A 26,728-nucleotide genomic window follows, 5' to 3' on the forward strand; every position below is an offset into this window, starting at 1 on the left:
ATGTACCGGATCGTTCTTGGGAAAGTTTCTGTTTTAAGCGCTGGCACACTGCCTGCCGCACTGCGTGAGCAGGCCCCGCAAGGCGCTCGTCGTGCGCGCTGGCTGGCAGGTCGCGTGCTGCTTTCCCATACTCTTTCGCCATTACCGGACATCGTCTACAGCGAGCAAGGAAAACCGGCCTTTTCCGCCGACACACCGCTGTGGTTCAATCTCAGCCACAGCGGTGATGATATTGCCCTGCTGCTCAGCGACGAAGGGGAAGTCGGCTGTGATATTGAAGTCGTTCGCCCGCGCGATAACTGGCAGACGCTGGCAAATACGGTGTTCAGTCTCAGGGAACATGCCGAAGTTGAGGCCGAACGCCCGGAGCAACAGCTGGCGGCGTTCTGGCGCATCTGGACGCGTAAAGAAGCTATCGTGAAACAGCGTGGCGGCAGCGCCTGGCAAATTGTCAGTGTCGACAGCACCGCGCTAACCTCCTCACTCTCAGTCAGCCAGTGCCAGCTCGATACCCTGAGCCTGGCGGTGTGTACCCCCACGCCGTTTACCCTGACCGCCGACGCCGTGCAGCGTCTGGAAGCCTTAGCGTAAATTTTCCGGGAAGTTTTCCGGCAATTCATTGGCCGCACAGGCAATAACGCTGTCATTATTCGCCCCACAGTCACGCACGAAGGTGATGGTCGCAAACTCGTCAATCACCTCAGTTGGATATGCCGGCCCCGCATCGCGATATGACATCATCAGCGGAATATGGTCATTCTGGAAACAGACCGTTTTTTGCGGATTGTTAATCACCCAGCGTGGGAAAAAGATGGTGCCGTGAAAGAGTTTGTCGCCCAGATTTACGATCAGGCTGACGTCGGTCCCGGTCGGTTCGGTCCATGAAATTTTATAAACACTCTCGCCAACCCGCACAATGTACGCCCGCTGATCTTTCACCCAACGATTCCCCACAATGCCGCTGTGAATACGGTAATCCAGAGTAGTGTCGTTTTTCACGTAGATCTCGTAATTCCAGCCATTATCGTAGGTATAGACCAGATGTTTGCCGACAAAGCCGCTCAAATCATGTTTATCAAAAGTGCTCATATTCGTTCTCCTCTTACTTGATGCGAGGATCTTACCGCTTCAAAAATTGGATGAATAACGCTATGTTTACATCATATTCATTCAATTTTTAGATGAGTTATGCACAAGACAACGCTGGAGCAATGGGCCCTACTGGAGAAAGTGGTGGAGCTGGGCAGCTTTGCTAAAGCTGCGGAAGAGACCAACCGTAGCCAGTCTTCGGTGAGCTACAATCTGGCGCTACTGCAGGAGCGGCTTGGCGTGACGCTGCTGACGCCGGAAGGTCGCAGGGCGGTATTAACCCCTGCGGGGGAGCTACTGCTGGGCCAGGTCAAACCGTTACTGAAGGCCTTTTTATGGGTGGAAACCCGGGCAGCAACGTTGCAAAACGGCACGCGAACGCGGCTGGATTTCATGGTAGATAGCATCTTCCCACGCAAACGCCTGTTCGCGATCCTCAAGCAGTTTCAGCAGGCGTGGCCGCAGACGCAGGTACGTTTGACCGAAGTACTGGAGAATGCTGACGATCGACTGGCAGCGCATGCCGATGCGGACGTGATGGTCCTGACCCGACGCCAGGATATCACCGGACGCGGCGAATGGCTGATGAATATTGACTTCGTGGCCGTTGCCCACCGCGATCACCCGCTCTGCATGCTGGATGCGCCGCTGGATGAAGACGCGTTACGCGCGTGGCCGCTGATTCGCATTGCCGATCGCGACAACCCTCAGCAAGCGGTGCGCGATGCCTGGACCTTCTCGACCATTGATGCCGCGATTGAGGCGGTGATGTATCAGGTCGGTTATGGCTGGTTGCCTGAGGAGCGAATTCAGCAGCAGCTTGAGCAGGGGCTATTACGACCGCTGCCGTTAAGCCATGGCGCTCGCCGTGCCACCCCGCTGCATCTGATCGTCAAAGACACGCTCGCGCCGCTGGATGAACAGGTAACAACCCTGCTGCGTTTATTGCGAGAGCATTAACCTTTTCCCCGGATGCCGGACGTGTGTTACAAAATACGCTATTCCCCTTACTCCCTGTGCGCCCACGCGCCACATGAAAGGTTAATTGCAGATGCAACGAGTCACCATTACCCTCGATGACGATTTACTGGAAACGCTCGACAGCTTGAGCCAGCGCCGTGGCTATAACAACCGTTCCGAAGCGATCCGCGATATTCTGCGCGGCGCACTGGCGCAGGAAACTACCCAGGAGCACGGCACTCAGGGATTCGCAGTGCTCTCGTATGTTTATGAGCATGAGAAGCGTGACCTGGCGAGCCGTATTGTTTCCACCCAACATCACCACCATGATTTATCAGTCGCCACGCTGCACGTGCACATCAACCATGACGACTGTCTGGAAATCGCTGTGCTAAAAGGTGACATGGGCGATGTGCAGCATTTTGCTGATGACGTGATTTCCCAGCGCGGCGTGCGCCACGGTCATCTGCAGTGCCTGCCGAAAGAAGAGTAATTACCTGTTATGTTGCCCGGCCTACATTCATTCCCGTTTGTAGGCCGGATAAGGCGCAGCCGCCACCCGGCAATAATATTTACGCCATCGTGCCAATCGTCTTTCTGAAACGCAGCAGCGCTATCAGGAAGAACGTACTGCCAATCGCCAGCAGCGTCAGGAACTGCGGCCAGACAATGTTAAACCCTGCGCCGCGGTAAAGTATCGCCTGCGCAAGGCTAACAAAATGGGTAGTCGGCATCGTCAGCATGATATCCTGCACCGCCTGCGGCATGCTTTCACGCGGTGTAGAGCCGCCGGAGAGCATCTGTAACGGCAGCAGTACCAGAATCATCAGCAGCCCCAGTTGTGGCATGGAGCGCGCCAGCGTGCCCATAAAAATGCCGATTGATGTGGTGGCGAACAGGCTCAGCGCCACTCCCAGCATAAACAGCGGTATCGAGCCTTCAATCGGTACGCCAAGCACACCTTTTACCATCAGCATCAACGACAGACCGGAAACCACCAGCACCACCAGCCCCATCGACCAGATTTTTGCCATCATGATTTCAAATGGCGTCACCGGCATCACCAGCAGGTGCTCAATGGTCCCGTGCTCACGCTCGCGAATCAGCGCCGACCCGGTAAGCACAATCGCCAGCATGGTGATGTTGTTGATAATCGCCATCACCGCGCCAAAGCGGGCGGGTTCCAGATTAGGGTTAAAGCGCATACGCATTTCCAGCGCCACCGGCAGCTCGCTGTTATCGCGGTAACGCGACACAAAGCTGTTCACCTCGCCACTGATGATATTCTGGATATAGCTGTTGCCGGTAAAGGCCTGGCTCATCCGCGTGGCATCGACGTTAACCTGAATATCCGGCTGCCGCCCGGCCAGTACATCGCGCTGAAAATCAGGCGGAATGTTCACGGCGAAGGTATAGCGCCCGGCATCCAGCCCGGCATCCATCTCATCGGCGGTAATCATCTCCGGCGGTAAAAACCACGGACGATAAAAACTGTTCACAATGCGATTCGACAACTGCGACTGGTCCATATCGGCAATGGCAATCGGCGCCAGGTGCAGCGACCCTGGCAGAACGGTCGCAGAAGAGTAAACCGAGACCGTGAAGGCGAAGACGATCAGCGTCAGCATCGCTTTATCACCCAGCAGGCTGCGTAACTCTTTGATGCCGAGGTTATAAATATTCCGTAATCGGCGCATCACCCCTCCTGTTTTTTCAGCAGTAATACGCTCAGACCAATGACCACTGGAATGGCTACCGCCAGCGGAATAAACAGCGGCCAGAGATCGGTCAGATCCAGCGCTTTCGAGAACGTCCCGCGCGCGATGGTCAGAAAATGGCTGGTTGGGTAAATTTCGCCAATCCACCGTCCCGGCCCTTCCAGTGAGGCGACCGGGTCGATCATCCCGGAAAACTGCGTCGCCGGGATCAGCGTAATAATCGCCGTACCAAAAATGGCGGCGATCTGACTTTTCATAAACGTGGAGATTAACAATCCCAGCCCGGTGGCAATGGTGACGTACAGCAGCGCGGCCAGCGTCAGGGTCACAAAACTCCCCTTATGCGGGACGCCGAATACAAACACCGACAGCGCGCACAGCAGCAGGAAGTTCAGCATGCCCAGCACGATGTAAGGCAACTGTTTGCCGAGTAAAAACTCGCTGCGGGTAGTGGGCGTCACGTACAGGTTGATAATCGACCCCAGCTCTTTCTCACGCACCACGCTCAGAGCGCTGAGCATGGAGGGGATCATCATCAACAGCAGCGGGATCACCGCCGGAACAATCGCTGGCAGGCTTTTCACATCCGGGTTGTAACGATAGCGAGTTTCAATGGTCATCAGTCCGTTTTGCCCGCTGGTATTTGGCTGACGCGCCATCACATCCTGCAGCCAGGTCTGGTGCATCGCCTGCACGTAACCTCTGACCGTTTCCGCACGGCTCGGCATTGCGCCATCGACCCAGACGCCAATCTTCACCGGCGTTCCACGCGCGATATCGCGGCCAAAATTTGGCGGGATCTCTATGGCTACCGCGACTTCGCCCGAGCGCATCCGTTTGTCCAGCTCGTCATAACTGGTGAGCGGCGGCTGCTCGATAAAATAGCGCGATCCCGCCAGATTCAGCGTCCACGCCTGGCTGCTGACTGTCTGGTCACGATCGAGCACCGAAAAACGCAGGTTTTCCACATCCATGCTGATGCCGTAGCCCATGATCAGCATCAGGATCACCGTGCCCATCAGCGCCAGCGTTGAACGTACCGGGTCACGTCGCAGCTCCAGCGCTTCGCGGCGGCTGTAGCTGAACAAGCGCCGCAGGCTAAATCCCTGGTGCGGCGGCTGACTGTTTTCATGCACTGCCGGGACATTGGCTGGCGGTAACTGAGCCTCCGGCGCCGGACCTGCCGCTTCCTGTAACCAGGAGATAAACGCTTCTTCCAGACTGGCGGCACCACGCTGTTTCACCAGCTCCTGCGGCGTACCGCTGGCCAGGACTTTTCCGGCGTGCATCAGCGACATGCGGTCGCAGCGCTCCGCTTCGTTCATAAAATGGGTGGAGATAAAAATGGTCACTTTATCCTGACGCGACAGATCGACCATCAGTTGCCAGAACATGTCTCTCGCCACCGGATCGACCCCGGAGGTTGGTTCATCGAGAATGAGCATCTCCGGGCGATGGATCACCGCCACCGCCAGCGACAGGCGTTGACGGATCCCCAACGGCAGCGCGCCGGGCAACGCGTCTTCGACATCGGTCAGCGAAAAGCGCTCACTCATCTCTTGTACCCGCCCCGGGATTTCTGCTTCGGGGATATGGAACAACCGCGCGTGTAGCTCGAGGTTTTGCCGTACGGTCAGCTCGCTGTAGAGCGAAAACGCCTGCGACATATAGCCTACCCGGCGACGGGTATCGATATTCTTCGGGTCAACCGCTTGCCCAAACAGCCACGCCTCACCTTCACTTGCGGGTAGCAGCCCGGTGAGCATTTTCATGGTGGTGGATTTACCGCAGCCGTTGGAGCCGAGAAAACCGAAGATTTCCCCGCGCGGAATACGAAAGTTAACGTGGTCAACGGCCACGAACTTGCCGAAGCGCATGGTCAGATCTTTCGCCTCGATGGCAATCTCTTCCTGCTCAGCGTGATACGGCGGGATCACCACTGGCTTATGCGCCTGACGCTGGGCTTCGGGTAACAGCGTGATAAACGCCTGCTCCAGCGTGTCGGAGTTGGTTTTTTCGCGTAGCTGCTGCGCGCTCCCGGTGGCCAGCACCTCCCCGGCGTTCATCGCCACCAGCCAGTCAAAGCGCTCAGCTTCTTCCATGTAGGCGGTCGCAACCAGCACGCTCATGTTGGTCTGCCGTTGGCGAATGCTGTTAATCAGATCCCAGAACTGGGCGCGGGACAGCGGGTCTACCCCGGTGGTAGGTTCATCGAGAATTAACAGTTCCGGGTCATGGATCAACGCGCAGCACAGCCCCAGCTTTTGCTTCATCCCACCCGAGAGTTTCCCGGCCGGACGATCGCGAAACGGCGCCAGTCCGGTGCTGTTCAGCAGCTCGGTAATCCGCGCTTCGCGCTCCGCTTTGTCATGGCCAAACAGCCGGGCAAAGAAATCGACGTTCTCATACACCGACAGCGTGTGGTACAGGTTTTTCCCCAGCCCCTGCGGCATCCAGGCAATGCGCGGGCAGACATCCCGGCGATGTTTAGGGTCGCGCATATCGCCGCCCAGCACCATCACGTTACCGTGTTCAATGACTCGCGCGCCGGAGATGAGCGACAGCAGGCTTGATTTTCCGACGCCATCCGGGCCAATCAGCCCCACCATACAGCGGGCGGGGATATCCAGCGTGATATTGTTCAGCGCTACCGTTTTCCCGTAATGCTGACTCACGCCGTCAAGGTGCGCCACGGGAGGAACGGGAACCAGCGCCAGATGCGTCATTGCGGCAACCTCACCATCAGGTCGTCAGGCCAGGCTCGATTTTCATCGACACGCACCCACGCCATGCCCGGCAGACCGGTTTTCACGTACTCGAGATGCTGCTGCAATAGCTCTGGCGGGATACGCGCTTTAACGCGGAACATCAGCTTCAGCCGCTCATCGCTGGTTTCGACCGTTTTCGGTGTGAACTGCGCGACGCTTGCCACAAAGCTGATGGTCGCCGGAACACGCAGATCCGGTGCGGCATCCAGCACCAGGCGCGCTTCGCCGCCAATCTTCAGTAAGCCAGCCTGTTCGGTAGGCAAGAAGAACGTCATGTAGACATCGCTGAGATCGACCATATTCAGGACGCGCCCACCCGCAGAAAGCACCTCACCCGGCTCAGCAACGCGGTACTGCACGCGACCATCGCGCGGGGCTTTCAGCTCACTGTCATCAATATCAGCCGCAATACGACGTTCGGTGGCCTGCGCGGCTTCTACGCGGGTTTGCGCCTGAATGATGCTGGTGCGAGCGGCTTCAATTGCGGCTTTTGCCGCTGAGACCTGCGCCTTTGCGGATTCCAGCGCCGCACGTGCGCTTTCTGCCGCGGCCCGATCGTCATCCAGTTGTTGCTCAGACACGGCCCCACGCTGGGATAGCGAACGGGAACGCACGTGGCGTTTAGAAACCGACTGCAGCTCCGCCTCGCGCTGTTTTACTACCGACTGCGCGGCGCGCATTTCACTTTGCCGCTGTTCCAGCAGCGCTCGCGCCGCCGCCACCGCGCTTTCGGCCTCTTTGATTTGCGCGATCGCTTCCAGCCGCTGCTCCTGCAGCACGCGAGTATCCATTTTCGCCAACACCTCGCCCTGCCGAACGAACTGCCCTTCCGACACAAGGATCGTGTCAATTCGCCCGGCAATCTTGGTAGCAATATCCACTTCGGTGGCTTCAATTCTGCCGTTGCTGGCTGCGAACCCCTCCGGTATTCCGGCAGGACGGAGCATCCACCATGCTATCGCAGCCACCACGACCAGGGTGCCCGTCCCCCACCACATCACATGACGCTTAAACTTATCCATATTCGACCCGCCGTAATCCCTGTTATCAAACGATGCGTGTCACAAAGCCCACTGAATAGCTATTCAGCGGGAGATTCCATCCGGGATGAGAAGGAATAAGAAACCATGGCCAGAGAGCGGACAGGCGTTAAGGCAACCTGCGCCGCGCAGGAAGTGAATGACGAAAATGCTGTGAAATCGGGTAGTAATGTTGTCATCATCAGCGTTCCTGGCCGGAAATGAAACACGCATACTCATAACTGCTGTCTATTGAATACTAACACCTGGATTCAATATGTCTATTCGGTTGTAGTTTCCACTTCAGCCCTATCGCGCTCTGGCACAGGGAATATTTCGTATATCAACGATTGATAAACATTCACAACTATAAACATAATCAATAATTAGACATCGCTATAATAGTGGCTCATTTACCGATCTCGTTATGGCGAGGCTCCTGTACAAATACAAGTTACCGCCCTGCTGGTATCGAGAGAGGCCACTCAGGGAAATACAGGCATCCATCGAATCAAGGTGTTGCCAAGGTAACTTCTGACGATTTCACCATCGGACAGATACGTTGTTCAGTGCTAAAACCAGGACGTAGGGATCCGCCTGCGCTAACCCTGTCTTGTTCGCCCCTATGAGAGATTTTTATAGGGAATTACACCATGTCATCTATGCCACTCTGCGCCGCCCATCATCCTATGCCGGATTTCAATGGCGATGCTATCGCGCAATATATGCGCACCGATTTTATTACCCTGCCGGATCATCTCAGCGTGAACGGCGCTCGTGAATACTTTGTCTCCCAGCTCACAACGGATGATATTCCAGGCCAGGTCTTTGTTGTAGCTGGAAAAGCGCTGCGCGGGGTGTTATCCATCAAGCGCTTATTGCAGGAAAAAGATACATCGCTGAACATCAACCATCTTACGGACAGTTGTTTGTTTCATGTAAAGCCTGATGATGAACGGGCACAGGTCGTTGCCGAGTTAGCCGAACGCGAACTCGATCTGGTGGCTGTCGTTGAGAAAGGTGAGCTGGTCGGTTGTCTGATGGAAAAAGAGATCGCTCATCTACAGGAAGATGATGTTACCGAAGATGTTCAGCTTCAGGGGGCAACGTTGCCGCTGGAAAAACCCTACCTGGAGATTAGCCCGTGGACATTGTGGAAAAAACGTTCTGTCTGGCTCCTGCTACTTTTTGTCGCAGAGGCCTATACCAGCAGCGTTCTTCAACATTTTGAAGAGGCGCTGGAATCTGCTATTGCACTGGCCTTTTTTATTCCACTATTAATTGGTACTGGCGGCAACAGCGGTACGCAGATCACCTCAACGCTGGTACGTTCAATGGCGCTGGGAGAAGTGCGGCTGCGCGATATGGGTCGGGTGATCCGCAAAGAAGTTTCAACTTCGCTGCTGATTGCCCTGACGCTGGGTCTGGCTGGCTGCTTGCGCGCGTGGATGATGGGTATCGGAGTGGAAATCACGCTAATCGTCAGCCTGACGCTGGTTTGCATTACGTTGTGGAGCGCCGTGGTGTCATCAGTGATCCCCATGGTGCTCAAGCGTATCGGCATTGATCCCGCCGTGGTTTCGGCCCCGTTTATCGCCACGCTTATCGACGGTACCGGGTTGATTATCTACTTTAAAATCGCCCAGTATTTTCTTGGTCTGAACTAATGATAACGCCCGACAGCCCAGGTTGTCGGGCACCACGGTCAGGCAGGTGTCAAATCCTGCGCGCATGCCCAGGCGCTCGACCACGCCCACTGGAAGTTATAGCCGCCCAGCCAGCCGGTGACGTCCATGACTTCGCCGATAAAGTAGAGTCCCGGCACTTTGCGCGCTTCCATCGTGCGCGATGACAGCTCGTTGGTATCGACGCCGCCCAACGTGACTTCAGCGGTACGATACCCTTCCGTACCGTTCGGCTGCACCCGCCACTCAGTCAGCGTCTCAACCAGCGTTTGCTGATCGCGCACATTAAGCTGCTTCAGCGAGACATCCGGGATTTGCCCTAACTGCTGTAAACATTCCACCAGACGCTTTGGCAACTGCATTGCCAGGGTGTTCTTTAAGCTTTGATTAGGGTGTGCGCTACGTTGGTCATCGAGGAAGCTCGCGAGGTCAACATCCGGCAACAAATTAATGCTGACAAATTCACCTGGCTGCCAAAAACTGGAAATTTGCAGCACGGCCGGACCAGAAAGCCCGCGGTGCGTAAAGAGCAGGTTTTCACGAAATACGGTGCCGTCCTCGGCGGTGATAACGGAAGAAACGGATACGCCAGAGAGCACCTGAAGCTGCTCCAGTAGCGGCTTATGTAAGGTGAAAGGCACCAGACCTGCGCGCGTAGGCAAAACGTTCAGGCCGAACTGTTCCGCAATTTTATAACCAAACGGCGTCGCGCCCAGACCCGGCATAGAGAGACCACCGGAGGCAATAACCAGCTTTTTCGTGCCGACACTCATCCCATTCAATTCCAGGATAAAATCGTCACCATCTCGCTCAACGCTCAGGATTTCGCTACGTAACCGCATAGTTACGTTACCTTTTTCACACTCATCCACCAGCATATCGACAATTTGCTGGGCGGAATCATCGCAGAAAAGCTGGCCTAGCGTTTTTTCATGCCAGGCAATACCGTGCTTACCCACCAGATCGATAAAATCCCACTGTGTATAACGCGCCAGCGCCGATTTGCAAAAATGCGGGTTTTGACTCAAATACGCAGCCGGCTCGACATAAAGGTTGGTAAAGTTGCAGCGGCCCCCGCCAGACATGAGAATCTTGCGCCCGGGCTTTTTACCATTATCAATTAGCAGTACGCGACTACCTGCTTGTCCTGCCTGCGCGGCACAAAACATACCCGCTGCGCCAGCGCCTATAATAACGGTATCAAACCTTTCCACGTTGCGATCCTCTCTAAAAAGCGGGAGTGAATTGTAAAGATTCCTCAGTGGTCGCACCAGCACCAAACTACCGATAAAGGGTATTTATCTGAAATATATAGGATAATTCTTTAGTGGTGTAAAACAAAGCAGGAGACAAATCAAAAAAACTCTATATTTCACTTTGCCCGCGCCGCCAAAGTCACTGATAATGCGCCGCGTTCATGTCCTCAAAATGGCGTAACGTCCTATGCTACATTTGTTTGCTGGCCTGGATTTACATACCGGGCTTTTACTATTGCTTGCTCTGGCTTTCGTGCTGTTCTACGAAGCAATTAATGGCTTCCATGATACAGCCAATGCTGTCGCAACTGTGATCTATACCCGTGCAATGCGTTCGCAATTGGCGGTGGTCATGGCTGCGGTGTTCAACTTCTTTGGTGTTTTGCTGGGCGGTCTCAGCGTGGCGTATGCCATCGTGCATATGTTACCAACGGATCTGCTGCTTAATATGGGATCGTCACATGGCCTCGCCATGGTGTTCTCCATGTTGCTGGCGGCAATTATCTGGAACCTGGGTACCTGGTACTTTGGTCTGCCTGCATCCAGCTCCCACACGCTGATTGGCGCCATTATCGGTATTGGTTTAACCAATGCGCTGATGAACGGCACCTCGGTGGTGGATGCACTTAACATCCCGAAAGTTATCGGTATTTTTGCCTCGCTTATCATCTCACCTATTGTCGGTCTGGTAGTTGCAGGTGGTCTTATTTTCATTCTGCGTCGCTACTGGAGCGGTACGAAAAAACGTGCCCGTATCCACCTGACGCCGGCAGAACGTGAAAAGAAAGACGGAAAGAAAAAGCCGCCGTTCTGGACGCGTATTGCACTGATCCTCTCCGCTATCGGCGTGGCGTTCTCCCACGGCGCGAACGATGGTCAGAAAGGCATTGGTCTGGTGATGCTAGTGCTGATTGGCGTAGCGCCAGCAGGTTTCGTGGTGAATATGAATGCTTCCGGTTACGAAATTACCCGTACCCGCGATGCAATCAATAACGTCGAAGTCTTCTTCCAGCAGCGCCCTGACCTGCTTAAACAGGCCACAGGCGTAGACCAGCTGATTCCGTCCCCGACGGATGCGGCACCAGCGACGCCGACCGAGTTCCATTGCCACCCGGCGAATACCATCAACGCGCTGGAACGTGCGAAAGGTATGCTGGCGAATCTGGAAACCTACGACAAGTTAAGCGTCGAACAGCGTGGTCAGTTGCGCCGTATTATGCTGTGCATCTCTGATACCACCGATAAAGTGGTTAAGCTGCCTGGCGTAAGCGCTGACGATCAGCGTCTGCTGAAGAAACTGAAATCTGACATGCTGAGCACCATTGAGTACGCGCCTATCTGGATCATTATGGCCGTCGCACTGGCGCTGGGTATTGGTACGATGATTGGCTGGCGTCGCGTGGCAACCACTATCGGTGAGAAAATCGGTAAGAAAGGCATGACCTATGCCCAGGGGATGTCGGCGCAGATGACCGCCGCAGTCTCTATCGGTCTTGCCAGCTACACCGGTATGCCCGTTTCCACCACACACGTTCTCTCCTCTTCCGTTGCGGGAACGATGGTTGTTGATGGCGGCGGTTTGCAGCGTAAAACGGTGACCAGCATTCTGATGGCCTGGGTCTTCACCCTGCCAGCAGCAATTCTTCTTTCCGGCGGGCTATACTGGCTCTCCCTGAAGCTTATCTAAGAGAATGCGCGGTAAAAAAGCGGATCAGGAAACTGGCCCGCTTTTTTTGTATCTGTCATTGGAATCAGTGCCAGATAATCAGCGCAACCATGCTGATTAGCACCAGACCGCATAGCGCGCTGGTGAGAATGAACTGACCGCGAACCCGCTCACAGCGGCGAATAAATTCATCATCATGATGATCGCGGTAACGCTGAGCGTAGATATACCACACCAGACGCATCTGCTTGTTCGGTTGCCCATGCGAGGTAAAAAAGCCCCCTCCATCTACATACTGGTAAAGCAATGGATCGCAACCACGAAGTACTACTAGCAGTGCGCGTAGCGAAGAAAAATAGCGCGCCATATTAACAATGCAAACGACACATAAAGCCCAGAACAATGCAATGGTGCTTATCATACCCCCTCCCCGGCGACCCGCCCACGGAACTCCTTTCCGGGACTACCGCTCCCCGATACCCTGCCAAACCATTCAGTGAAGAGTACTGAAGAAACCGTTCGTATTAGTATCACGCATTCGAACGCCCCTCTAGATAGTGTAGGAGATTAGTTAATTTTTTTGCCAGAAGGTTAATCGCTATCAATGCAATTAACTAAAAAATTTGTTTAACTGCTTGGCAAGCAAGGCGGATTGACGGATTATTCTGGTCGCTATAATGTAAGGATAGTCCTTATATGGTACGTTTTTACGACTGGGCTAGCCCCGCGCACAAGGTTCGCAGGACGCGGATGACGCGGCGGCAGAGAAACGCCAGCAGGCTAGTCATCGACAACTTATGGAAGGAGTAACACTATGGCTTATAAACACATTCTTATCGCGGTTGATCTTTCTCCGGAAAGCAAAGTTCTGGTTGAAAAAGCGGTCTCTATGGCGCGGCCTTACAATGCTAAAGTTTCCCTTATCCACGTTGACGTAAACTATTCCGACCTGTACACCGGCCTTATCGACGTGAATCTGGGCGACATGCAGAAACGCATTTCTGAAGAAACCCACCACGCGTTAACCGAGCTGTCCACCAACGCAGGCTACCCAATCACCGAAACCCTGAGCGGTAGCGGCGACCTGGGTCAGGTTCTGGTTGATGCCATCAAAAAATACGACATGGATCTGGTCGTTTGTGGTCACCACCAGGATTTCTGGAGCAAACTGATGTCCTCCGCGCGCCAACTGATCAACACCGTCCACGTCGACATGTTGATTGTTCCGCTGCGTGACGACGAAGAAGCATAAAATGCTTGCCGCCGGGAAATAGCCCGGCCTGCTGCAAGTAGTTAAGCCTGTAAACGCCCGCCTGTGCGGGCGTTTTTGTTTTTATCACTCGGACAAAATTAGTACATCAATCCAACAAACAAATCATAATTAGTGTGATCAACTAATTGGATCGAAAACAATCTCTATAATACTCTACTCTCGCGGCTAATAGCCGCAGTCTATAACAAAATAAGACTTTTTCGGCGCGTTTAAGCATACGCGTTCATACTTTTCGGGATGGCTTTGAAAGGCGATGGAATATGAATAAAACTGCACCTACGGGCTTGCTGCAGCAACCTCGTCCGTTCTTCATGATCTTCTTTGTAGAATTATGGGAACGATTTGGCTATTACGGCGTTCAGGGCATCCTGGCGGTATTCTTTGTTAAGCAGCTAGGATTTTCACAGGAACAGGCATTTGTCACCTTTGGTGCCTTTGCTGCGCTGGTCTACGGCCTGATCTCGATCGGCGGCTACGTCGGCGACCACCTGTTAGGCACTAAGCGCACGCTGGTTCTCGGTGCCATTGTGCTGGCAATCGGCTACTTCATGACCGGGATGTCGCTGCTCAAGCCCGATCTGATCTTTATTGCTTTGGGTACCATTGCCGTCGGTAACGGGCTGTTTAAAGCCAACCCGGCAAGCCTGTTGTCAAAATGCTATCCACCAAAAGACGCCCGTCTGGACGGTGCTTTCACCCTGTTTTATATGTCGATTAACATCGGTTCGTTGCTGTCGCTGTCGCTGGCGCCGGTGATTGCCGATAAGTTTGGCTACGCGGTGACCTACAACCTGTGCGGGGCCGGGCTTATTGTCGCGCTGCTGGTCTACTTTGCCTGCCGTGGGATGGTAAAAAATATCGGTTCTGAGCCAGACCATAAGCCACTGAATTTCCGTAATCTGCTGTACGTGCTGGCCGGTACGGTAGTGATGGTATTTATCTGCGCCTGGCTGATGCACAACGTGCAGATTGCCAACCTGGTGCTGATCGTCCTGTCGATTGCCGTGACTATCATCTTCTTCCGTCAGGCATTCAAACTGGATAAAACCGGGCGCAACAAGATGTTCGTGGCCTTCATCCTGATGCTGGAAGCGGTTGTGTTCTACGTGCTGTACGCGCAGATGCCGACATCGCTGAACTTCTTTGCTATCAATAACGTGCACCATGAAATTCTCGGTTTCGCCATTAACCCAGTGAGCTTCCAGGCGCTGAACCCGTTCTGGGTGGTGCTGGCAAGTCCGGTACTGGCCGCGATCTATACCCGTCTGGGAAACAAAGGCAAAGACCTGACTATGCCGATGAAATTTACGCTCGGTATGTTCCTGTGCTCGTTGGGCTTCCTGACGGCAGCCGCTGCCGGGATGTGGTTTGCGGATGCGCAGGGGCTGACGTCGCCGTGGTTTATCGTGCTGGTATATCTGTTCCAGAGCCTGGGTGAACTGCTGATTAGTGCCCTGGGATTGGCGATGGTCGCCGCTCTCGTGCCGCAGCACCTGATGGGCTTTATTCTCGGGATGTGGTTCCTGACGCAAGCCGCCGCCTTCCTGATGGGCGGGTATGTCGCCACGTTTACTGCCGTACCGGAGAACATCACCGACCCGCTGCAAACGCTGCCGATCTACACCAACGTCTTCAGTAAGATAGGCCTGGTCACCCTGGCTGTCACGGTGGTGATGGCGATTATGGTGCCTTGGCTGAACCGAATGATTAATACGCCAGATAGCAGTAAATAAGCTTTTTTATCATTAACCGCGAGTCACATCGCGGTTTTTTTTTGCCTTTTAAGTCCTGCATTGTAAGAGCGTAGTTTATACAAACAGGTCATCATGCATGGACATGACCATGAACGATATTGCGTTGATTAAGACTTCAGTTTTATCACGCCAGTGGAAAACGCTTCTAACCGAGGATGAGCACCGGGAATTTTCAATCGCTACCCTTTGCGAGCGTTAATCCACTCCTGAACTTCGACCACAAAAGTGTCCGGCGCTTTGCGGTACATTTTGCGCGCCAAATCCAGAATCGTATGCTGACCGAGCGCTTCTTCCATTCGCTGCTGAGCCATATCCATTACCGAGCGCACACCACAAATGCCTTCACAGGCCCACTCCGGCGGATGCTCCTCAAATAGCGCCAGCCGCTGGCGAATCTCACGACACTCAAAGATGCGCTTATCGCCATCAATGGCATTCACCACGTCCAGCACCGTAATGTGTTCAGCAAGTTTAGCCAACTGGAAACCGCCCCCCTTTCCCTCAATGCTGCGCACCAGGCCCGCTTTCGACAAACGGGTGAAAATTTTCGCCAGGTAGTCATACGGCACGCTTTGCAGCTCGGCAATTTCCCGCACGCTCATATCCCGCGCGTCGCCCTTGCTGTCGACCATACACATCAGGCTATGAATGCCGTACTCAACCCCGGAACTGTAAAATGCCATTCTCTTATCTCAGCCAAAATGAATCTGAGTTAATTGTAGCTTTTTCGTCTCATTCATTCCAGACAGCAGCACAACCCATATTTATATAAAAACTTTAATCATATATTTATCAAATAGATAATCAAACACTCTACGACATCAGGACAAAAAGGTTCCTGATCGCATTGCAATCCTTAACTACGACAAATAAAATCCGAGTAAATTGTTCGTAGTCACCAGAGAGAACCCCCCAATGCGTAAACGAATTCTGATCGTGGGCGCCGGTTTTGCCGGTATGTGGGCAGCATTAAGCGCCGCACGACTGGCGGATAAACATCAGCAGGCCATTGATATTACAGTAATTGCACCACAGCCAGAGCTGCGTGTCCGCCCACGCTTTTATGAACGCGCCGTACAAACCCTGGTCGCCCCACTGCAACCCTTGTTTGACGTTACCGGCGTCAACTTCCTGCAAGGTCGCGTCGAGCAGATCATCCCGGACTCTAAAGAGGTGAGCTGGAAAGATGCCAACGGTGAAATTCATCTGCGCCGCTACGACCGCCTGGTACTCGCCAGCGGGAGTCACGTTAACCGCGACGCCGTTGTCGGTGCAGCCGAGCATGCGTTTGACCTCGACCAGCTCGAGAGCGCCACCGCACTGGAGCAGCACATTACAGACCTGGCATTACAGCCGGAAAGTGAGGCTCGCAATACGGTGGTGGTCTGTGGTGGCGGCTTTACCGGGATTGAGATGGCGCTGGAATTGCCTGGTCGTCTGCGTGAGATTCTGGGTGCCGATGCTAAGACCAGAGTGGTCGTAGTTGAACGCGGTGCTCAGCCTGCCGGGCGCTGGAGCCAGGAATTACGCGACGTGATAATCGAAGCCTCCGCTGAACTGGGCATCGAATGGTTGGTAAATGCAGAAGTAGAAAGCGTGGATGCCGGCGGCGTAACGCTGAAAGATGGGCAGGTTATTGCCTCTCAGACAGTTATCTGGACCGTCGGCGTGCAGGCCAATAGCCTGACAGCACAGATTAACGCCCCGCGCGATCGACAGAGTCGCCTGCATGTGAATGCCAATCTGCAGGTCGTGGGTCATGATGATATCTACGCCACTGGCGATGTGGCCTACGCCGCCACCGATGACAAAGGCAACTATGCGTTAATGACCTGCCAGCACGCTATTTTGTTGGGTAAATTTGCCGGTAATAACGCCGCTGCAAGCCTGCTGGGAGTAGAACCTTCACCGTACCGTCAGGAGATGTACGTCACCTGTCTGGATCTCGGCGCGTGGGGCGCGGTGTATACCGAAGGATGGGATCAGCAGGTCAAACTCACTCGCGCAGAAGCGAAGAAACTGAAAGTCTCGATTGTCAGTGAACTGATTTATCCGCCGAAAGCGGAAAGAGCCGTCGCATTTGAGATGGCTGACCCATACGCACCGTTTGTCTAACCTCCAGTAAACATAGTCTTCCTGACGGACAATCACTCTGTCAGGAAGTCGCCAGTGCCATACAACCTCCCCAGCAATGCCCCATCAGTTATATACATGCTTCTTTATCAATTATTCCCCTCAATTTTAATCACGCATAAAGACGCATTAAAAAAGCAAACGCGCAAATAAACGCATTAATGAATCGATTAACAATCGTACACACCACAAATGCGATCCTTTACGCAAAACACAAGAAATATAAGCAACCAACTGAATTAAAAGAATTTAAAATGTATCCTGTGATTAGCATCGCAAAAATCAACGATCTTCGTAGGCAATGCGTTTTTCTGCGCATAGATTATAAACACGCAAAAAACCGCATCAACATGTAAACAATATGCTGCGGGCATCGAATGTCAAATACCCAGGCAGCTGCTGTCAGTCAATCGTGAAAAGTGGGAGAACGTAAATGGATCAAGCAACAAAGTGGTTGGATCTTTCCGGTAAAGTCGTGGTCGTGACGGGTGGCAGTATGGGCCTGGGTGAAAAAATGGTTGAGAATCTCTACGCCAACGGTGCAACCGTGGTTTATGCCGATTTATCACCCAATAAAAACTTCAGCCAGTTCGACGACATCATCTTCATCAAATGCGATGTGACCAAAAAAACAGAAGTTGAGCAGCTCACGGCCTCAGTGGTAAAGAGGTTTGGTCATATAGACGGTTTAGTCAACAATGCTGGTGTCAGCCGTCCACGCCTGTTAGTCGATGTATTTAAGGAAAAACCAGAATATGAACTGAGCGAAGATGATTTCGACTTTATGGTCAACGTTAACCAGAAAGCTGTTTTTCTGGTATCGCAGTCCATTGGGCGCCAGATGGTCGAACAAGAATCCGGCGTCATTATCAATATGACTTCCGAAGCTGGTGTTCAGGGTTCACGCGGGCAGAGCTGCTATTCCGCAACGAAAGCCGCCGTTAACGCCTTCACATTTTCATGGGCGAAAGAGCTGGGCCCCCACAATGTGCGCGTTGTTAGCGTTGAGCCAGCCATCAATGTACCAACGCCAATGAACAGCGAAGCCAATTTCCGGGCGCTGGCTTACACACGAGGAACCGATCCAAATCATGTTCATAAAGACTATAAAGGCATTATTCCTCTTGGTCGTCCGGGGAAACTTGAAGAGATTGCCGACCTGATCTCTTTCCTGGTTTCCGATCATTCTTCTTATATCACCGGGTCCGTAATCAATATTACCGGCGGTAAATCGCATCATTAATCACTCATCAATATAAGAATGGAGCCGACCATGGGGAACAGTCGAATTGCCAATAGCCCTGCGTTAGCAAAAATTAGAAAGTTTGGTGGAGTTATGAGCGGCATGGTTATGCCGAATCTGGGAGCGTTTGTGGGATGGGGTTTAATGGCCGCCATCTTTATCCCTAATGGCTGGTTCCCTAATGAAAAATTAGGTGAAATGGTTGGCCCAATCCTGAATTACCTTTTTCCATTACTGATTGGCTATACCGCAGGATATAACATCCACGGTCAACGTGGAGGGGTCATTGCTGCATTCGCGACAATGGGCGTTATCGTCGGGTCAGAAATCACGATGATCAGTGGGGCGATGGTCATGGGGCCACTCTCTTCCTGGCTGTTGAAGAAATTTGACCAAAAAGTGCAGGACAAAATTAAGCCGGGATTTGAAATGTTCGTCAATAATTTCAGTCTCGGAATTATTGGCCTGATATGCGCTATTTTCGCCTATATGACCGTTGGGCCGGTTATCCGCCTGCTGATTGTCATTATCACGTCAGGGGTAAACTGGTGTACCAGCAATAATTTACTCCCTTTACTGTCAGTGTTTATGGCGCCCGCTCAGGTTCTGTTCCTGAATAATGTGGTTAACCACGGCATTCTCGCACCAATTGGTTTCGCCCAGGTTCCCGAACTGGGTAAATCAATCATGTTCCTGGTTGATACCAATAATGGCCCACTGCTCGGAACATTAATGGCGATAGCCCTGTTTGGACGTGGACGCGCGAAGAAAACAGCACCGATGGCGATGTTTATTGCAGGTATAGCGGGGATCGGTGAAGTCTATTTTCCGTTTGTGCTGGCAAATCCATTACTGGTATTCGCCACAATGGGAGGACTTGCCGTCTCCTTATTCTTACAAGTCATCATGGAAGGCGGGTTGATCGGCGTTGCATCTCCAGGCAGTTTAATCGCTATCGCCATGATGACGCCGAAAAGCGCCATCGTTGCCAATCTGGTGTCCATCAGCGCAGGATTTATCGTGTCATGCGCGCTGGGCTGGTTAATACTTAAAATCAGCCCCGGTTCAGAAGATGATGATGAAAGCCCAGTGACTGTTGGCGGGCGTCAGGTTAAATCTGTGGCTGATTTTGTCCCGGGCTTATCCAATACCAGCGTAAAAAAGGTGCAACGTATATTGGTCGCATGTGATTCCGGGATGGGTTCTAGCGCAATGGGCGCTTCTGTTCTACGTAAACGACTACAAGAAGAAAGGCTCGGCTATATTAAGGTTATTAACGATTCAGCAAACCGAGTGGGTAGAGACTACGATATGGTAATTACTTTATCTGGGCTCCTTGAGCGCGCAAAATTAAGCTGTGAAAACACCGATACTGTGTTTATGACCGTTAATAACTTTATTAAGTTGAGTGATTATGACGAAACAGTTGCGTTTATAAAATCGCATAATCATGAAAACCATGAAGAGGTGCCAGCATGAGTGACATCTTTATCCCCGAGAACATTATTCTTAATGCACATGCCAACGATAAATTTGAAGCTATAACCCTTACTGGAAATATTCTGAAAATGAATGGCTATGTGACAGATAAATACGTTCAGAGAATGAAACTCAGAGAGGAGATTGTTTCAACTTATTTAGGCAATGGTTTAGCAATACCACATGGTACGGATGGTTCAGATTGCGAAATCATTAAGTCAGGCATTTCTTTAGTACAGTTTCCTGACGGTATAGACTTTGGTGATGGAAATACTGCCTATTTAACCATAGGTATCGCGGGTAAAGAAGGCGAACATATGGACTTGTTAAATAAAATCGCCTTAATTTGCATTGAAGAAAAGAATGTTCAGGCATTACGAACCGCTAACTCTATAGAATATATTTTACAAGTGCTAAACATCTAAGATATACTCATTATTCTCTGAATAAAATGAGTCATTACGATGAAAGCGGCAAGACAAGATATTATTCTTCAAATACTTGAGAAAGAGAAAAAGATTGTTGTCAGTAAATTAAGTGAGCGTCTTAAGGTTTCTGAGGACACCATAAGACGCGACTTAAATGAGCTTGCTAATCAAGGAGTAATTCATCGTGTTCATAGTGGCGCAATACGCGTCGGGCCTGCCATCACTGAGTTTAATATCCGGCAGGATCTGAACACCAATGAGAAAGTAAAGCTGGCAAAGAAAGCCGTACATTTAATTAAAGAAAATAGCGTCATTTTAATTGACGGAGGAACAACTAACTACGAACTCATAAAGCTAATACCCAAAGATTTAAAATGCACTGTTGTTTCTAATAACATCCCTATTCTGCATTTATTAAGTGATTACAAGAATGTAGAGGTTATAGGATTAGGGGGCAGGCTTTATAAAAACTCTTTGGTTTTAATTGGTGCTGAAACTATTCGTGAATTAAATGCTATTCGCCCGGATATATACTTTATGGGTGTTGCGCATGTTGACAGTGAAGTCGGTGTAACTATTCCCGATCTGGATGAGTGTTATACCAAACAAAAAATGGCTGAAGTCTCAAATGAAGTTGCCATTCTTGTAACCGAAGAAAAACTTGAGACCAGATCTAATTTTGTGGTGTCCTCACTCAAGGATATAAATCATATATTCACGAGCAAGGATATCTAATAATATGAGGAGTTATAATGAAACGCGTATTAATTATAGGCGCTGGCCGCCTTGGTAAAGGCTTTGTGGGCGAAACATTTGACAATGCTGGCTGGGATATAACATTTCTGGATAAAGACCAAAGAGTTATTGATGAACTGAACCGTGAAAACAAATATACCGTTCAGGTTTTTCGTACTGATGACATCATTTTACACGAGATCACCAACTTTAATGCTTTTTTGACCGATGACAACTATTCTGTCATGAATGACTTTCTTGAGTCGTCTGTCATTATGTGTCCACTTTATCCAGAGGATTTTGCAGAATCCGCTCAGTATCTTGGCAAATGTTTTGAGCATCAATATCATATTGACCCAAACAAAAAAATGTCATTAATTTGCCTGACAAATAAAAATCATATTATTAAAGATATTGAAGGCTGGTACCGTGACGCAATCCCATCTGCTGAAGCGCGTCAATGGTTCGACACCCACGTAGCGATCCGCGACTCAATTGTCAGACGCTCCACCGATGCCAAAACGCACTACGCAACCCAGATAGACAGCACCGCCGTTGCCTCATTGATCATTCAAACTCCTCTTTATAACGACATCAGTGGTGTGGAATGGCTAGAGCCACGCGAACATCTGGAAATGCTTAAAGACATCAAAGTATTTACCATCAATGGCCCTCACGCTACTACCGCCTGGTATGGACATCTGAAAGGTTACAAAACCATTCCTGATGCCTCAGCCGATCCTCAGGTTTCAGATTTGGCCAATGCGGTACACGATGTCACAATTACTGCGGTAATGACCGAATACCCACAAATCACGCGTGAAGCATTAAAAGATCTGGAGTACTTACCTAAAGCTAAAAACGAACTCCCGGATTCGATTCATCGTGTCGCCTATGATCCTATTCGGAAATTGGCTTATCAGGATCGCTTAATGGGTGTAGTGCAACTTTGTCTTAAACACGACCTCGATTACACCCCCCTCACAAAAGCGATCGCTTGCGGCCTTGCTTATTATGCCGAAGACGATCAAGCCTCTGTCAAACTGCAACAGAAAATGCAACGAATGGGATTGCTGACTACCGCTGCCGAAATCATTGGCTTACCTAAAAATCACCCTGTGACGCTTAATGTTGCACAGCAATATTTAGCGCTGGATGCTGAAAATTTAATTCCAACGACACAGTGTTAATTATGATGCCTGATGCCAATTGCAATGCTCGTTTCATCATAAAAAATGAGCATGGTCTACATGCTCGTCCAGGAGCAAACCTGGTTGCGACATTAAAACCCTTTAAATGTGAAGTTAAGATCGCAAATCTTGCAAGAAGTGATAAATACGTAAATGCAAAGAGTCTAATGGCTCTCATGTCCCTGGGTATAAAAAAAGGCCATGAAGTCAATATCGTATTCCTGGGTGAAGATGCCCAAATTGCATTACAAAAACTTAGCGCCGAAATCGAAAATGGTTTAGGTGAATAAGCTAATATCATTGGCGCTTATTTTTAAATAAGCGCCAACATCCGAAGATTTGGGAGCATTATGATGACCACCACCCATGATCGAGTTAAGTGGAAAGGCTATTCAGGAGTCCCCGCGTAAATATCAAACCGATGCCCTTTCGTAACTACCGCGTTCGGCGTGGCGACATTCGCCAGCGGCGGTGCGTAATCCGGGCGCTTCACTACCACACGTTTAGTGGCTAGCTGACGCGCAGGCTCCAGCAGCCCATCCGCATCCAGGTCCGGCCCCACCAACGACTGAAACACCCGCATCTCTTTTTTCACCAGCGCGCTTTTCTGCTTATGCGGGAACATCGGGTCGAGGTACACCACCTGCGGACGCGGGGTGATATCGGTTAACGCCGTCAGGCTTGAGGCGTGGATCAGTTGTAAACGTTCCTGCAGCCACGGACCGATTTCCGGGTCAGCATACCCTCGCGCCAGGCCATCATCCAACAGCGCCGCCACGACCGGGTTACGTTCCAGCATTCGCACGCGGCAGCCTACCGAGGCCAGCACAAACGCATCGCGCCCCAGCCCTGCAGTCGCATCGACCACATCCGGCAGGTAATCGCCTTTAATGCCAACCGCCTTCGCCACCGCTTCGCCGCGACCACCGCCAAATTTGCGCCGATGGGCCATCGCACCGCCAACGAAATCCACGAAGATACCGCCGAGTTTGGGCTCATCACGTTTACGCAGTTCCAGATGTTCCGGTGTCATCACCAGCGCCATCAGGTTATCTTCATCGTGCGTAAGATTCCAGCGGGCGGCAAGAACAGATAAGGCGCCGTCTCCGGCGCCTGTTTCATCTACTAAGCAGATTTTCACGTGAATAATCAGCCTTTAATCCCGTAATGCTCCAGCATTGCATCCAGTTGCGGCTCACGGCCACGGAAGCGCTTGAACAGTTCCATCGGCTCTTCAGAACCACCACGGGTGAGAATGTTATCGAGGAACGATTGTCCGGTTTGACGGTTGAAAATCCCTTCATCTTCAAAGCGAGAGAATGCATCCGCCGCCAGCACGTCGGCCCACAGGTAGCTGTAGTAACCCGCCGCATAGCCACCAGCAAAAATGTGGCTGAAGGCATGTGGGAAGCGGCCCCACGTTGGGCCCGGCACCACGGCGACCTGCTTTTTAATTTCCGCCAGCGTTTCGAGGATTTTCGCCCCTTGCTGTGGGTTAAACTCCGCGTGCAGACGGAAATCAAACAGGCCAAACTCCAGTTGACGCAGAATAAACAGCGCCGCCTGGTAATTTTTCGCCGCCAGCATTTTATCCAGCAGCTCCTTGGGCAGCGGCTCACCGGTCTCAAAGTGACCAGAGATAAATGCCAGCGCTTCGGGCTCCCAGCACCAGTTTTCCATAAACTGGCTCGGCAGTTCGACCGCATCCCACGGCACGCCGTTGATACCTGAAACACCGGCAGTTTCGATACGGGTCAGCATATGGTGCAGACCGTGGCCGAACTCGTGGAACAGGGTGATCACTTCATCGTGGGTAAACAGCGCGGGTTTGCCGTTCACCGGGCGGTTAAAGTTACAGGTCAGGTAGGCAACAGGCTTTTGCAGCGTACCGTCGGCTTTACGCATCTGGCCGACGCAGTCGTCCATCCACGCCCCGCCACGTTTATGTTCACGGGCATACAGGTCAAGATAGAAACTGCCGCGCAGTTCGTTGTTTTCGTCATACAGTTCGAAGAAACGTACTTCCGGGTGCCAGACGTCAACATCAGTGCGCTCTTTAGCGGTAATGCCGTAAATACGTTTAACCACTTCAAACAGGCCGTTAACGGCTTTGTTTTCCGGGAAGTATGGACGCAGTTGCTCGTCGCTGATGCTATAGAGGTGCTGTTTTTGTTTCTCGCTGTAGTAAGCGATATCCCACGGCTGCAGCTCATCGACACCAAATTCCGCTTTCGCGAAGGCGCGCAGTTGAGCCAGCTCTTTCTCACCCTGAGGACGGGCACGTTTCGCCAGGTCCGTCAGGAAGTCGAGTACCTGCTGCGGGTTTTCCGCCATTTTGGTGGACAGAGATTTAAAAGCGTAGCTTTCAAAGCCCAGCAGCTGTGCCAGCTCGTGGCGCAGCGCGAGGATCTCTTCCATTATCGGGCTGTTGTCCCATTTACCAGCGTTTGGCCCCTGGTCAGACGCGCGAGTGGAGTAAGCGCGATACATCTCCTCACGCAGCCCCTGGTTATCACAGTAGGTCATCACCGGCAGGTAGCTTGGGATATCCAGCGTTAACAGGAAGCCTTCCTGCTGTTTAGCATCAGCCTGGGCTTTTGCAGCCGCCAGCGCGCTTTCCGGCATGCCGGAGAGTTCCGCTTCATCAGTCACCAGCTTAGTCCAGCCCATCGTGGCATCGAGGACGTTATTGCTGTAGAGATTGCCCAGCTCAGACAGGCGTGTGGCAATCTCACCATAGCGCAGCTGTTTTTCCTTCGGCAGACCAATACCAGAAAGCTCAAAATCGCGCAGCGCGTTATCGACCGCTTTTTTCTGTGCGGTGTTCAGGGTGGCGTAATGATCGCCGTCACGCAGGTCGCGGTACGCTTTGTACAGACCTTCATGTTGTCCAACCCAGGTGCTGTATTCAGACAGCAGCGGCAGCGTTTGTTCGTAGGCTTCGCGCAATTCCGGGCTGTTTTTCACCGAGTTCAGGTGGCTAACCGGAGAGAAAATACGCCCCAGCACATCGTCAACTTCCGCCAACGGCTGGCAAAGATTTTCCCAGGTGTACGGCGCGCCCTGCGCAACCACTCGCTCAACGTTTTCGCGGCAATCGTTCAGCGCCTTAGTCACGGCAGGCACAACGTGCTCAGGCTGAATTTTAGAAAACGGCGGCAGTTCGAAGGGGGTCAGCAATGGATTGGTCATTAGCGCGGTCCTGTTGAAAAGAGTGAATGAAGCGCGTATCCGGCGCTGTGCATATTAATTTGTACAATGGGGTTAAGTGTAGAGGATTTCAATGCCAGGCGTTGCGCTTTCGCGGCAGTGACGACTTTTCTGTATACTGTGGCGATACGCTTTATTTTCGCCCGATATTGCGCTGTTTTCGGGCCTACGTTTATAACCTGGAACACGTTTACCCATGCTGAGTTATCGCCACAGTTATCACGCTGGCAACCACGCCGACGTCCTTAAACACACCGTCCAGAGCCTGATCATCGAATCGCTTAAAGAGAAAGAAAAACCGTTTCTCTATCTGGATACCCATGCTGGCGCAGGCCGTTATCAGCTGAGCAGTGAGCATGCCGAACGTACCGGTGAATATCTGGAAGGGATCGCCCGTATCTGGCAGCAGGACGATTTGCCTGCCGAACTGGAACCCTACATTGGCGTGGTGAAGCACTTCAACCGTAGCGGCCAACTGCGCTACTACCCCGGCTCTCCATTAATTGCTCGCCAGCTGCTGCGAGAACAGGATAGCCTGCAATTAACGGAACTGCACCCGAGCGACTTTCCTTTGCTGCGCGGCGAATTCCAGAAAGATGAGCGCGCACGCGTGGCCAAAGCCGATGGTTATCAGCAGCTAAAAGCAAAATTACCGCCGGTTTCCCGTCGCGGGCTGATCCTTATCGATCCCCCCTACGAAATCAAAAGCGACTACCAGGCGGTGGTGACCGGTATTAACGAAGGCTATAAGCGTTTCGCAACCGGCACCTATGCGCTGTGGTATCCGGTAGTTCTGCGCCAGCAAATCAAACGCATGATCCACGACCTGGAAGACACCGGTATCCGCAAAATTCTGCAGATTGAGCTGGCGGTGCGTCCGGACAGCGATCAGCGCGGCATGACGGCGTCCGGTATGATTGTAATAAACCCGCCGTGGAAGCTGGAGCAGCAGATGAACAGTGTCCTGCCGTGGTTGCACAGCAAACTGGTTCCGGCAGGAACCGGTCATACGTCGGTAAGCTGGATCGTGCCGGAGTAATCGCAGTCATCGGTGGAACCTTTTAATTTCAGGTATACAATCGCGAATATTTTGGCGGATGGCGTAACGCTTCTCCGCCCTAC

24 protein-coding genes and 1 riboswitch are annotated in these 26,728 nt (G+C 52.0%); of the genes, 15 read left to right on the plus strand and 9 right to left on the minus strand.

Going from position 1 to position 26,728, the window contains the following annotated elements; translation table 11 throughout:
- The gene (gene acpT, locus OGV93_RS08135; RefSeq protein WP_046274499.1) at positions 1 to 591 is read left to right on the plus strand and encodes a 4'-phosphopantetheinyl transferase AcpT; all 591 of its coding nucleotides are present in this window, start codon (positions 1 to 3) and stop codon (positions 589 to 591) included.
- Here the strand turns inward: acpT and OGV93_RS08140 are convergent.
- Positions 583 to 1,089: a phenolic acid decarboxylase gene (locus tag OGV93_RS08140; RefSeq protein WP_019078109.1), complete on the minus strand. Its 507-nt coding sequence runs from the start codon at positions 1,087 to 1,089 to the stop codon at positions 583 to 585. The genes acpT and OGV93_RS08140 overlap by 9 nt on opposite strands.
- Positions 1,090 to 1,188: 99 nt before the next feature.
- Between OGV93_RS08140 and OGV93_RS08145 the strand changes: the two genes are divergently transcribed.
- Positions 1,189 to 2,049 (plus strand): LysR family transcriptional regulator, encoded by an 861-nt coding sequence (locus OGV93_RS08145; protein ID WP_047415905.1) that lies wholly within the window; start codon positions 1,189 to 1,191, stop codon positions 2,047 to 2,049.
- 91 nt (positions 2,050 to 2,140) lie between these two features.
- The gene (gene nikR, locus OGV93_RS08155; RefSeq protein WP_005121550.1) at positions 2,141 to 2,542 is read left to right on the plus strand and encodes a nickel-responsive transcriptional regulator NikR; all 402 of its coding nucleotides are present in this window, start codon (positions 2,141 to 2,143) and stop codon (positions 2,540 to 2,542) included.
- 79 nt (positions 2,543 to 2,621) lie between these two features.
- Here nikR and OGV93_RS08160 read toward each other — a convergent pair whose 3' ends face one another.
- From OGV93_RS08160 to OGV93_RS08170, 3 genes are read right to left on the minus strand one after another with little or no spacing between them, the layout of a single operon-like run.
- Entirely contained in the window at positions 2,622 to 3,746 is a 1,125-nt protein-coding gene (locus OGV93_RS08160) for an ABC transporter permease (RefSeq protein ID WP_019078107.1), read from the minus strand.
- Positions 3,746 to 6,493, minus strand: coding sequence for a ribosome-associated ATPase/putative transporter RbbA (gene rbbA, locus OGV93_RS08165; protein WP_287109500.1), 2,748 nt, complete (start codon positions 6,491 to 6,493; stop codon positions 3,746 to 3,748). Before rbbA ends, OGV93_RS08160 begins: the two co-directional genes overlap by 1 nt.
- Positions 6,490 to 7,557 carry an HlyD family secretion protein gene (locus OGV93_RS08170; protein ID WP_287109501.1) on the minus strand — a complete coding sequence of 356 codons (1,068 nt, stop codon included), beginning with the start codon at positions 7,555 to 7,557 and terminating at the stop codon, positions 6,490 to 6,492. Before OGV93_RS08170 ends, rbbA begins: the two co-directional genes overlap by 4 nt.
- Before the next feature lie 411 nt (positions 7,558 to 7,968).
- A riboswitch (M-box (ykoK) riboswitch) is annotated at positions 7,969 to 8,152 on the plus strand.
- A gap of 55 nt (positions 8,153 to 8,207) precedes the next feature.
- Between OGV93_RS08170 and OGV93_RS08175 the strand changes: the two genes are divergently transcribed.
- Complete coding sequence (locus OGV93_RS08175; protein WP_016154873.1) at positions 8,208 to 9,221, plus strand: magnesium transporter; 1,014 nt, start codon at positions 8,208 to 8,210, stop codon at positions 9,219 to 9,221.
- Between the two features lie 38 nt (positions 9,222 to 9,259).
- Here OGV93_RS08175 and OGV93_RS08180 read toward each other — a convergent pair whose 3' ends face one another.
- Positions 9,260 to 10,453 carry a BaiN/RdsA family NAD(P)/FAD-dependent oxidoreductase gene (locus OGV93_RS08180; protein ID WP_046274493.1) on the minus strand — a complete coding sequence of 398 codons (1,194 nt, stop codon included), beginning with the start codon at positions 10,451 to 10,453 and terminating at the stop codon, positions 9,260 to 9,262.
- Positions 10,454 to 10,682: 229 nt separating this feature from the next.
- Here OGV93_RS08180 and pitA point away from each other — a divergent pair, with 229 nt between their 5' ends.
- Positions 10,683 to 12,182 (plus strand): inorganic phosphate transporter PitA, encoded by a 1,500-nt coding sequence (gene pitA, locus OGV93_RS08185; protein WP_016154875.1) that lies wholly within the window; start codon positions 10,683 to 10,685, stop codon positions 12,180 to 12,182.
- A 64-nt stretch (positions 12,183 to 12,246) separates the two neighbouring features.
- Here pitA and uspB read toward each other — a convergent pair whose 3' ends face one another.
- On the minus strand, positions 12,247 to 12,582 hold the full coding sequence (uspB, locus tag OGV93_RS08190) for a universal stress protein UspB (RefSeq protein ID WP_003023371.1): 336 nt from the start codon (positions 12,580 to 12,582) through the stop codon (positions 12,247 to 12,249).
- A gap of 393 nt (positions 12,583 to 12,975) precedes the next feature.
- Here uspB and uspA point away from each other — a divergent pair, with 393 nt between their 5' ends.
- Together uspA and dtpB are read left to right on the plus strand one after the other, a co-directional pair.
- On the plus strand, positions 12,976 to 13,413 hold the full coding sequence (uspA, locus tag OGV93_RS08195) for a universal stress protein UspA (RefSeq protein WP_003023368.1): 438 nt from the start codon (positions 12,976 to 12,978) through the stop codon (positions 13,411 to 13,413).
- Between the two features lie 281 nt (positions 13,414 to 13,694).
- Complete coding sequence (gene dtpB, locus OGV93_RS08200) at positions 13,695 to 15,167, plus strand: dipeptide/tripeptide permease DtpB (RefSeq protein WP_019078104.1); 1,473 nt, start codon at positions 13,695 to 13,697, stop codon at positions 15,165 to 15,167.
- A 200-nt stretch (positions 15,168 to 15,367) separates the two neighbouring features.
- Here the strand turns inward: dtpB and OGV93_RS08205 are convergent, their stop codons facing one another.
- Positions 15,368 to 15,871 carry an RrF2 family transcriptional regulator gene (locus OGV93_RS08205; protein ID WP_101700417.1) on the minus strand — a complete coding sequence of 168 codons (504 nt, stop codon included), beginning with the start codon at positions 15,869 to 15,871 and terminating at the stop codon, positions 15,368 to 15,370.
- Positions 15,872 to 16,103: 232 nt separating this feature from the next.
- Here OGV93_RS08205 and OGV93_RS08210 point away from each other — a divergent pair, with 232 nt between their 5' ends.
- From OGV93_RS08210 to OGV93_RS08240, 7 genes are all read left to right on the plus strand, one after another.
- Positions 16,104 to 17,303: an NAD(P)/FAD-dependent oxidoreductase gene (locus tag OGV93_RS08210; RefSeq protein WP_287109502.1), complete on the plus strand. Its 1,200-nt coding sequence runs from the start codon at positions 16,104 to 16,106 to the stop codon at positions 17,301 to 17,303.
- A gap of 451 nt (positions 17,304 to 17,754) precedes the next feature.
- Positions 17,755 to 18,564 carry a sorbitol-6-phosphate dehydrogenase subunit gene (locus tag OGV93_RS08215; RefSeq protein ID WP_016157691.1) on the plus strand — a complete coding sequence of 270 codons (810 nt, stop codon included), beginning with the start codon at positions 17,755 to 17,757 and terminating at the stop codon, positions 18,562 to 18,564.
- Between the two features lie 30 nt (positions 18,565 to 18,594).
- Positions 18,595 to 20,043 carry a PTS transporter subunit EIIC gene (locus tag OGV93_RS08220; RefSeq protein WP_103928729.1) on the plus strand — a complete coding sequence of 483 codons (1,449 nt, stop codon included), beginning with the start codon at positions 18,595 to 18,597 and terminating at the stop codon, positions 20,041 to 20,043.
- Positions 20,040 to 20,468, plus strand: coding sequence for a PTS mannitol transporter subunit IIA (locus tag OGV93_RS08225; protein ID WP_103928730.1), 429 nt, complete (start codon positions 20,040 to 20,042; stop codon positions 20,466 to 20,468). Before OGV93_RS08220 ends, OGV93_RS08225 begins: the two co-directional genes overlap by 4 nt.
- A 39-nt stretch (positions 20,469 to 20,507) precedes the next feature.
- Entirely contained in the window at positions 20,508 to 21,206 is a 699-nt protein-coding gene (locus OGV93_RS08230) for a DeoR/GlpR family DNA-binding transcription regulator (protein WP_047501382.1), read from the plus strand.
- A gap of 17 nt (positions 21,207 to 21,223) precedes the next feature.
- Entirely contained in the window at positions 21,224 to 22,396 is a 1,173-nt protein-coding gene (locus OGV93_RS08235) for a mannitol dehydrogenase family protein (protein ID WP_019078100.1), read from the plus strand.
- 2 nt (positions 22,397 to 22,398) lie between these two features.
- Positions 22,399 to 22,686, plus strand: coding sequence for an HPr family phosphocarrier protein (locus tag OGV93_RS08240; RefSeq protein WP_029139725.1), 288 nt, complete (start codon positions 22,399 to 22,401; stop codon positions 22,684 to 22,686).
- Positions 22,687 to 22,784: 98 nt separating this feature from the next.
- Here the strand turns inward: OGV93_RS08240 and rsmJ are convergent, their stop codons facing one another.
- Together rsmJ and prlC are read right to left on the minus strand one after the other, a co-directional pair.
- A complete protein-coding gene (gene rsmJ, locus OGV93_RS08245) occupies positions 22,785 to 23,537 on the minus strand; it encodes a 16S rRNA (guanine(1516)-N(2))-methyltransferase RsmJ (protein WP_094761590.1) in 753 nt (250 codons plus the stop codon).
- A gap of 8 nt (positions 23,538 to 23,545) precedes the next feature.
- Positions 23,546 to 25,588: an oligopeptidase A gene (gene prlC, locus OGV93_RS08250; protein ID WP_019078097.1), complete on the minus strand. Its 2,043-nt coding sequence runs from the start codon at positions 25,586 to 25,588 to the stop codon at positions 23,546 to 23,548.
- Between the two features lie 214 nt (positions 25,589 to 25,802).
- Between prlC and OGV93_RS08255 the strand changes: the two genes are divergently transcribed.
- On the plus strand, positions 25,803 to 26,645 hold the full coding sequence (locus tag OGV93_RS08255) for a 23S rRNA (adenine(2030)-N(6))-methyltransferase RlmJ (RefSeq protein ID WP_016154881.1): 843 nt from the start codon (positions 25,803 to 25,805) through the stop codon (positions 26,643 to 26,645).
- Positions 26,646 to 26,728 lie beyond the last annotated feature (83 nt).

Origin of the sequence: Citrobacter sp. Cb031 (assembly GCF_030336725.1) — a bacterium.
Taxonomy (GTDB): domain Bacteria; phylum Pseudomonadota; class Gammaproteobacteria; order Enterobacterales; family Enterobacteriaceae; genus Citrobacter; species Citrobacter braakii.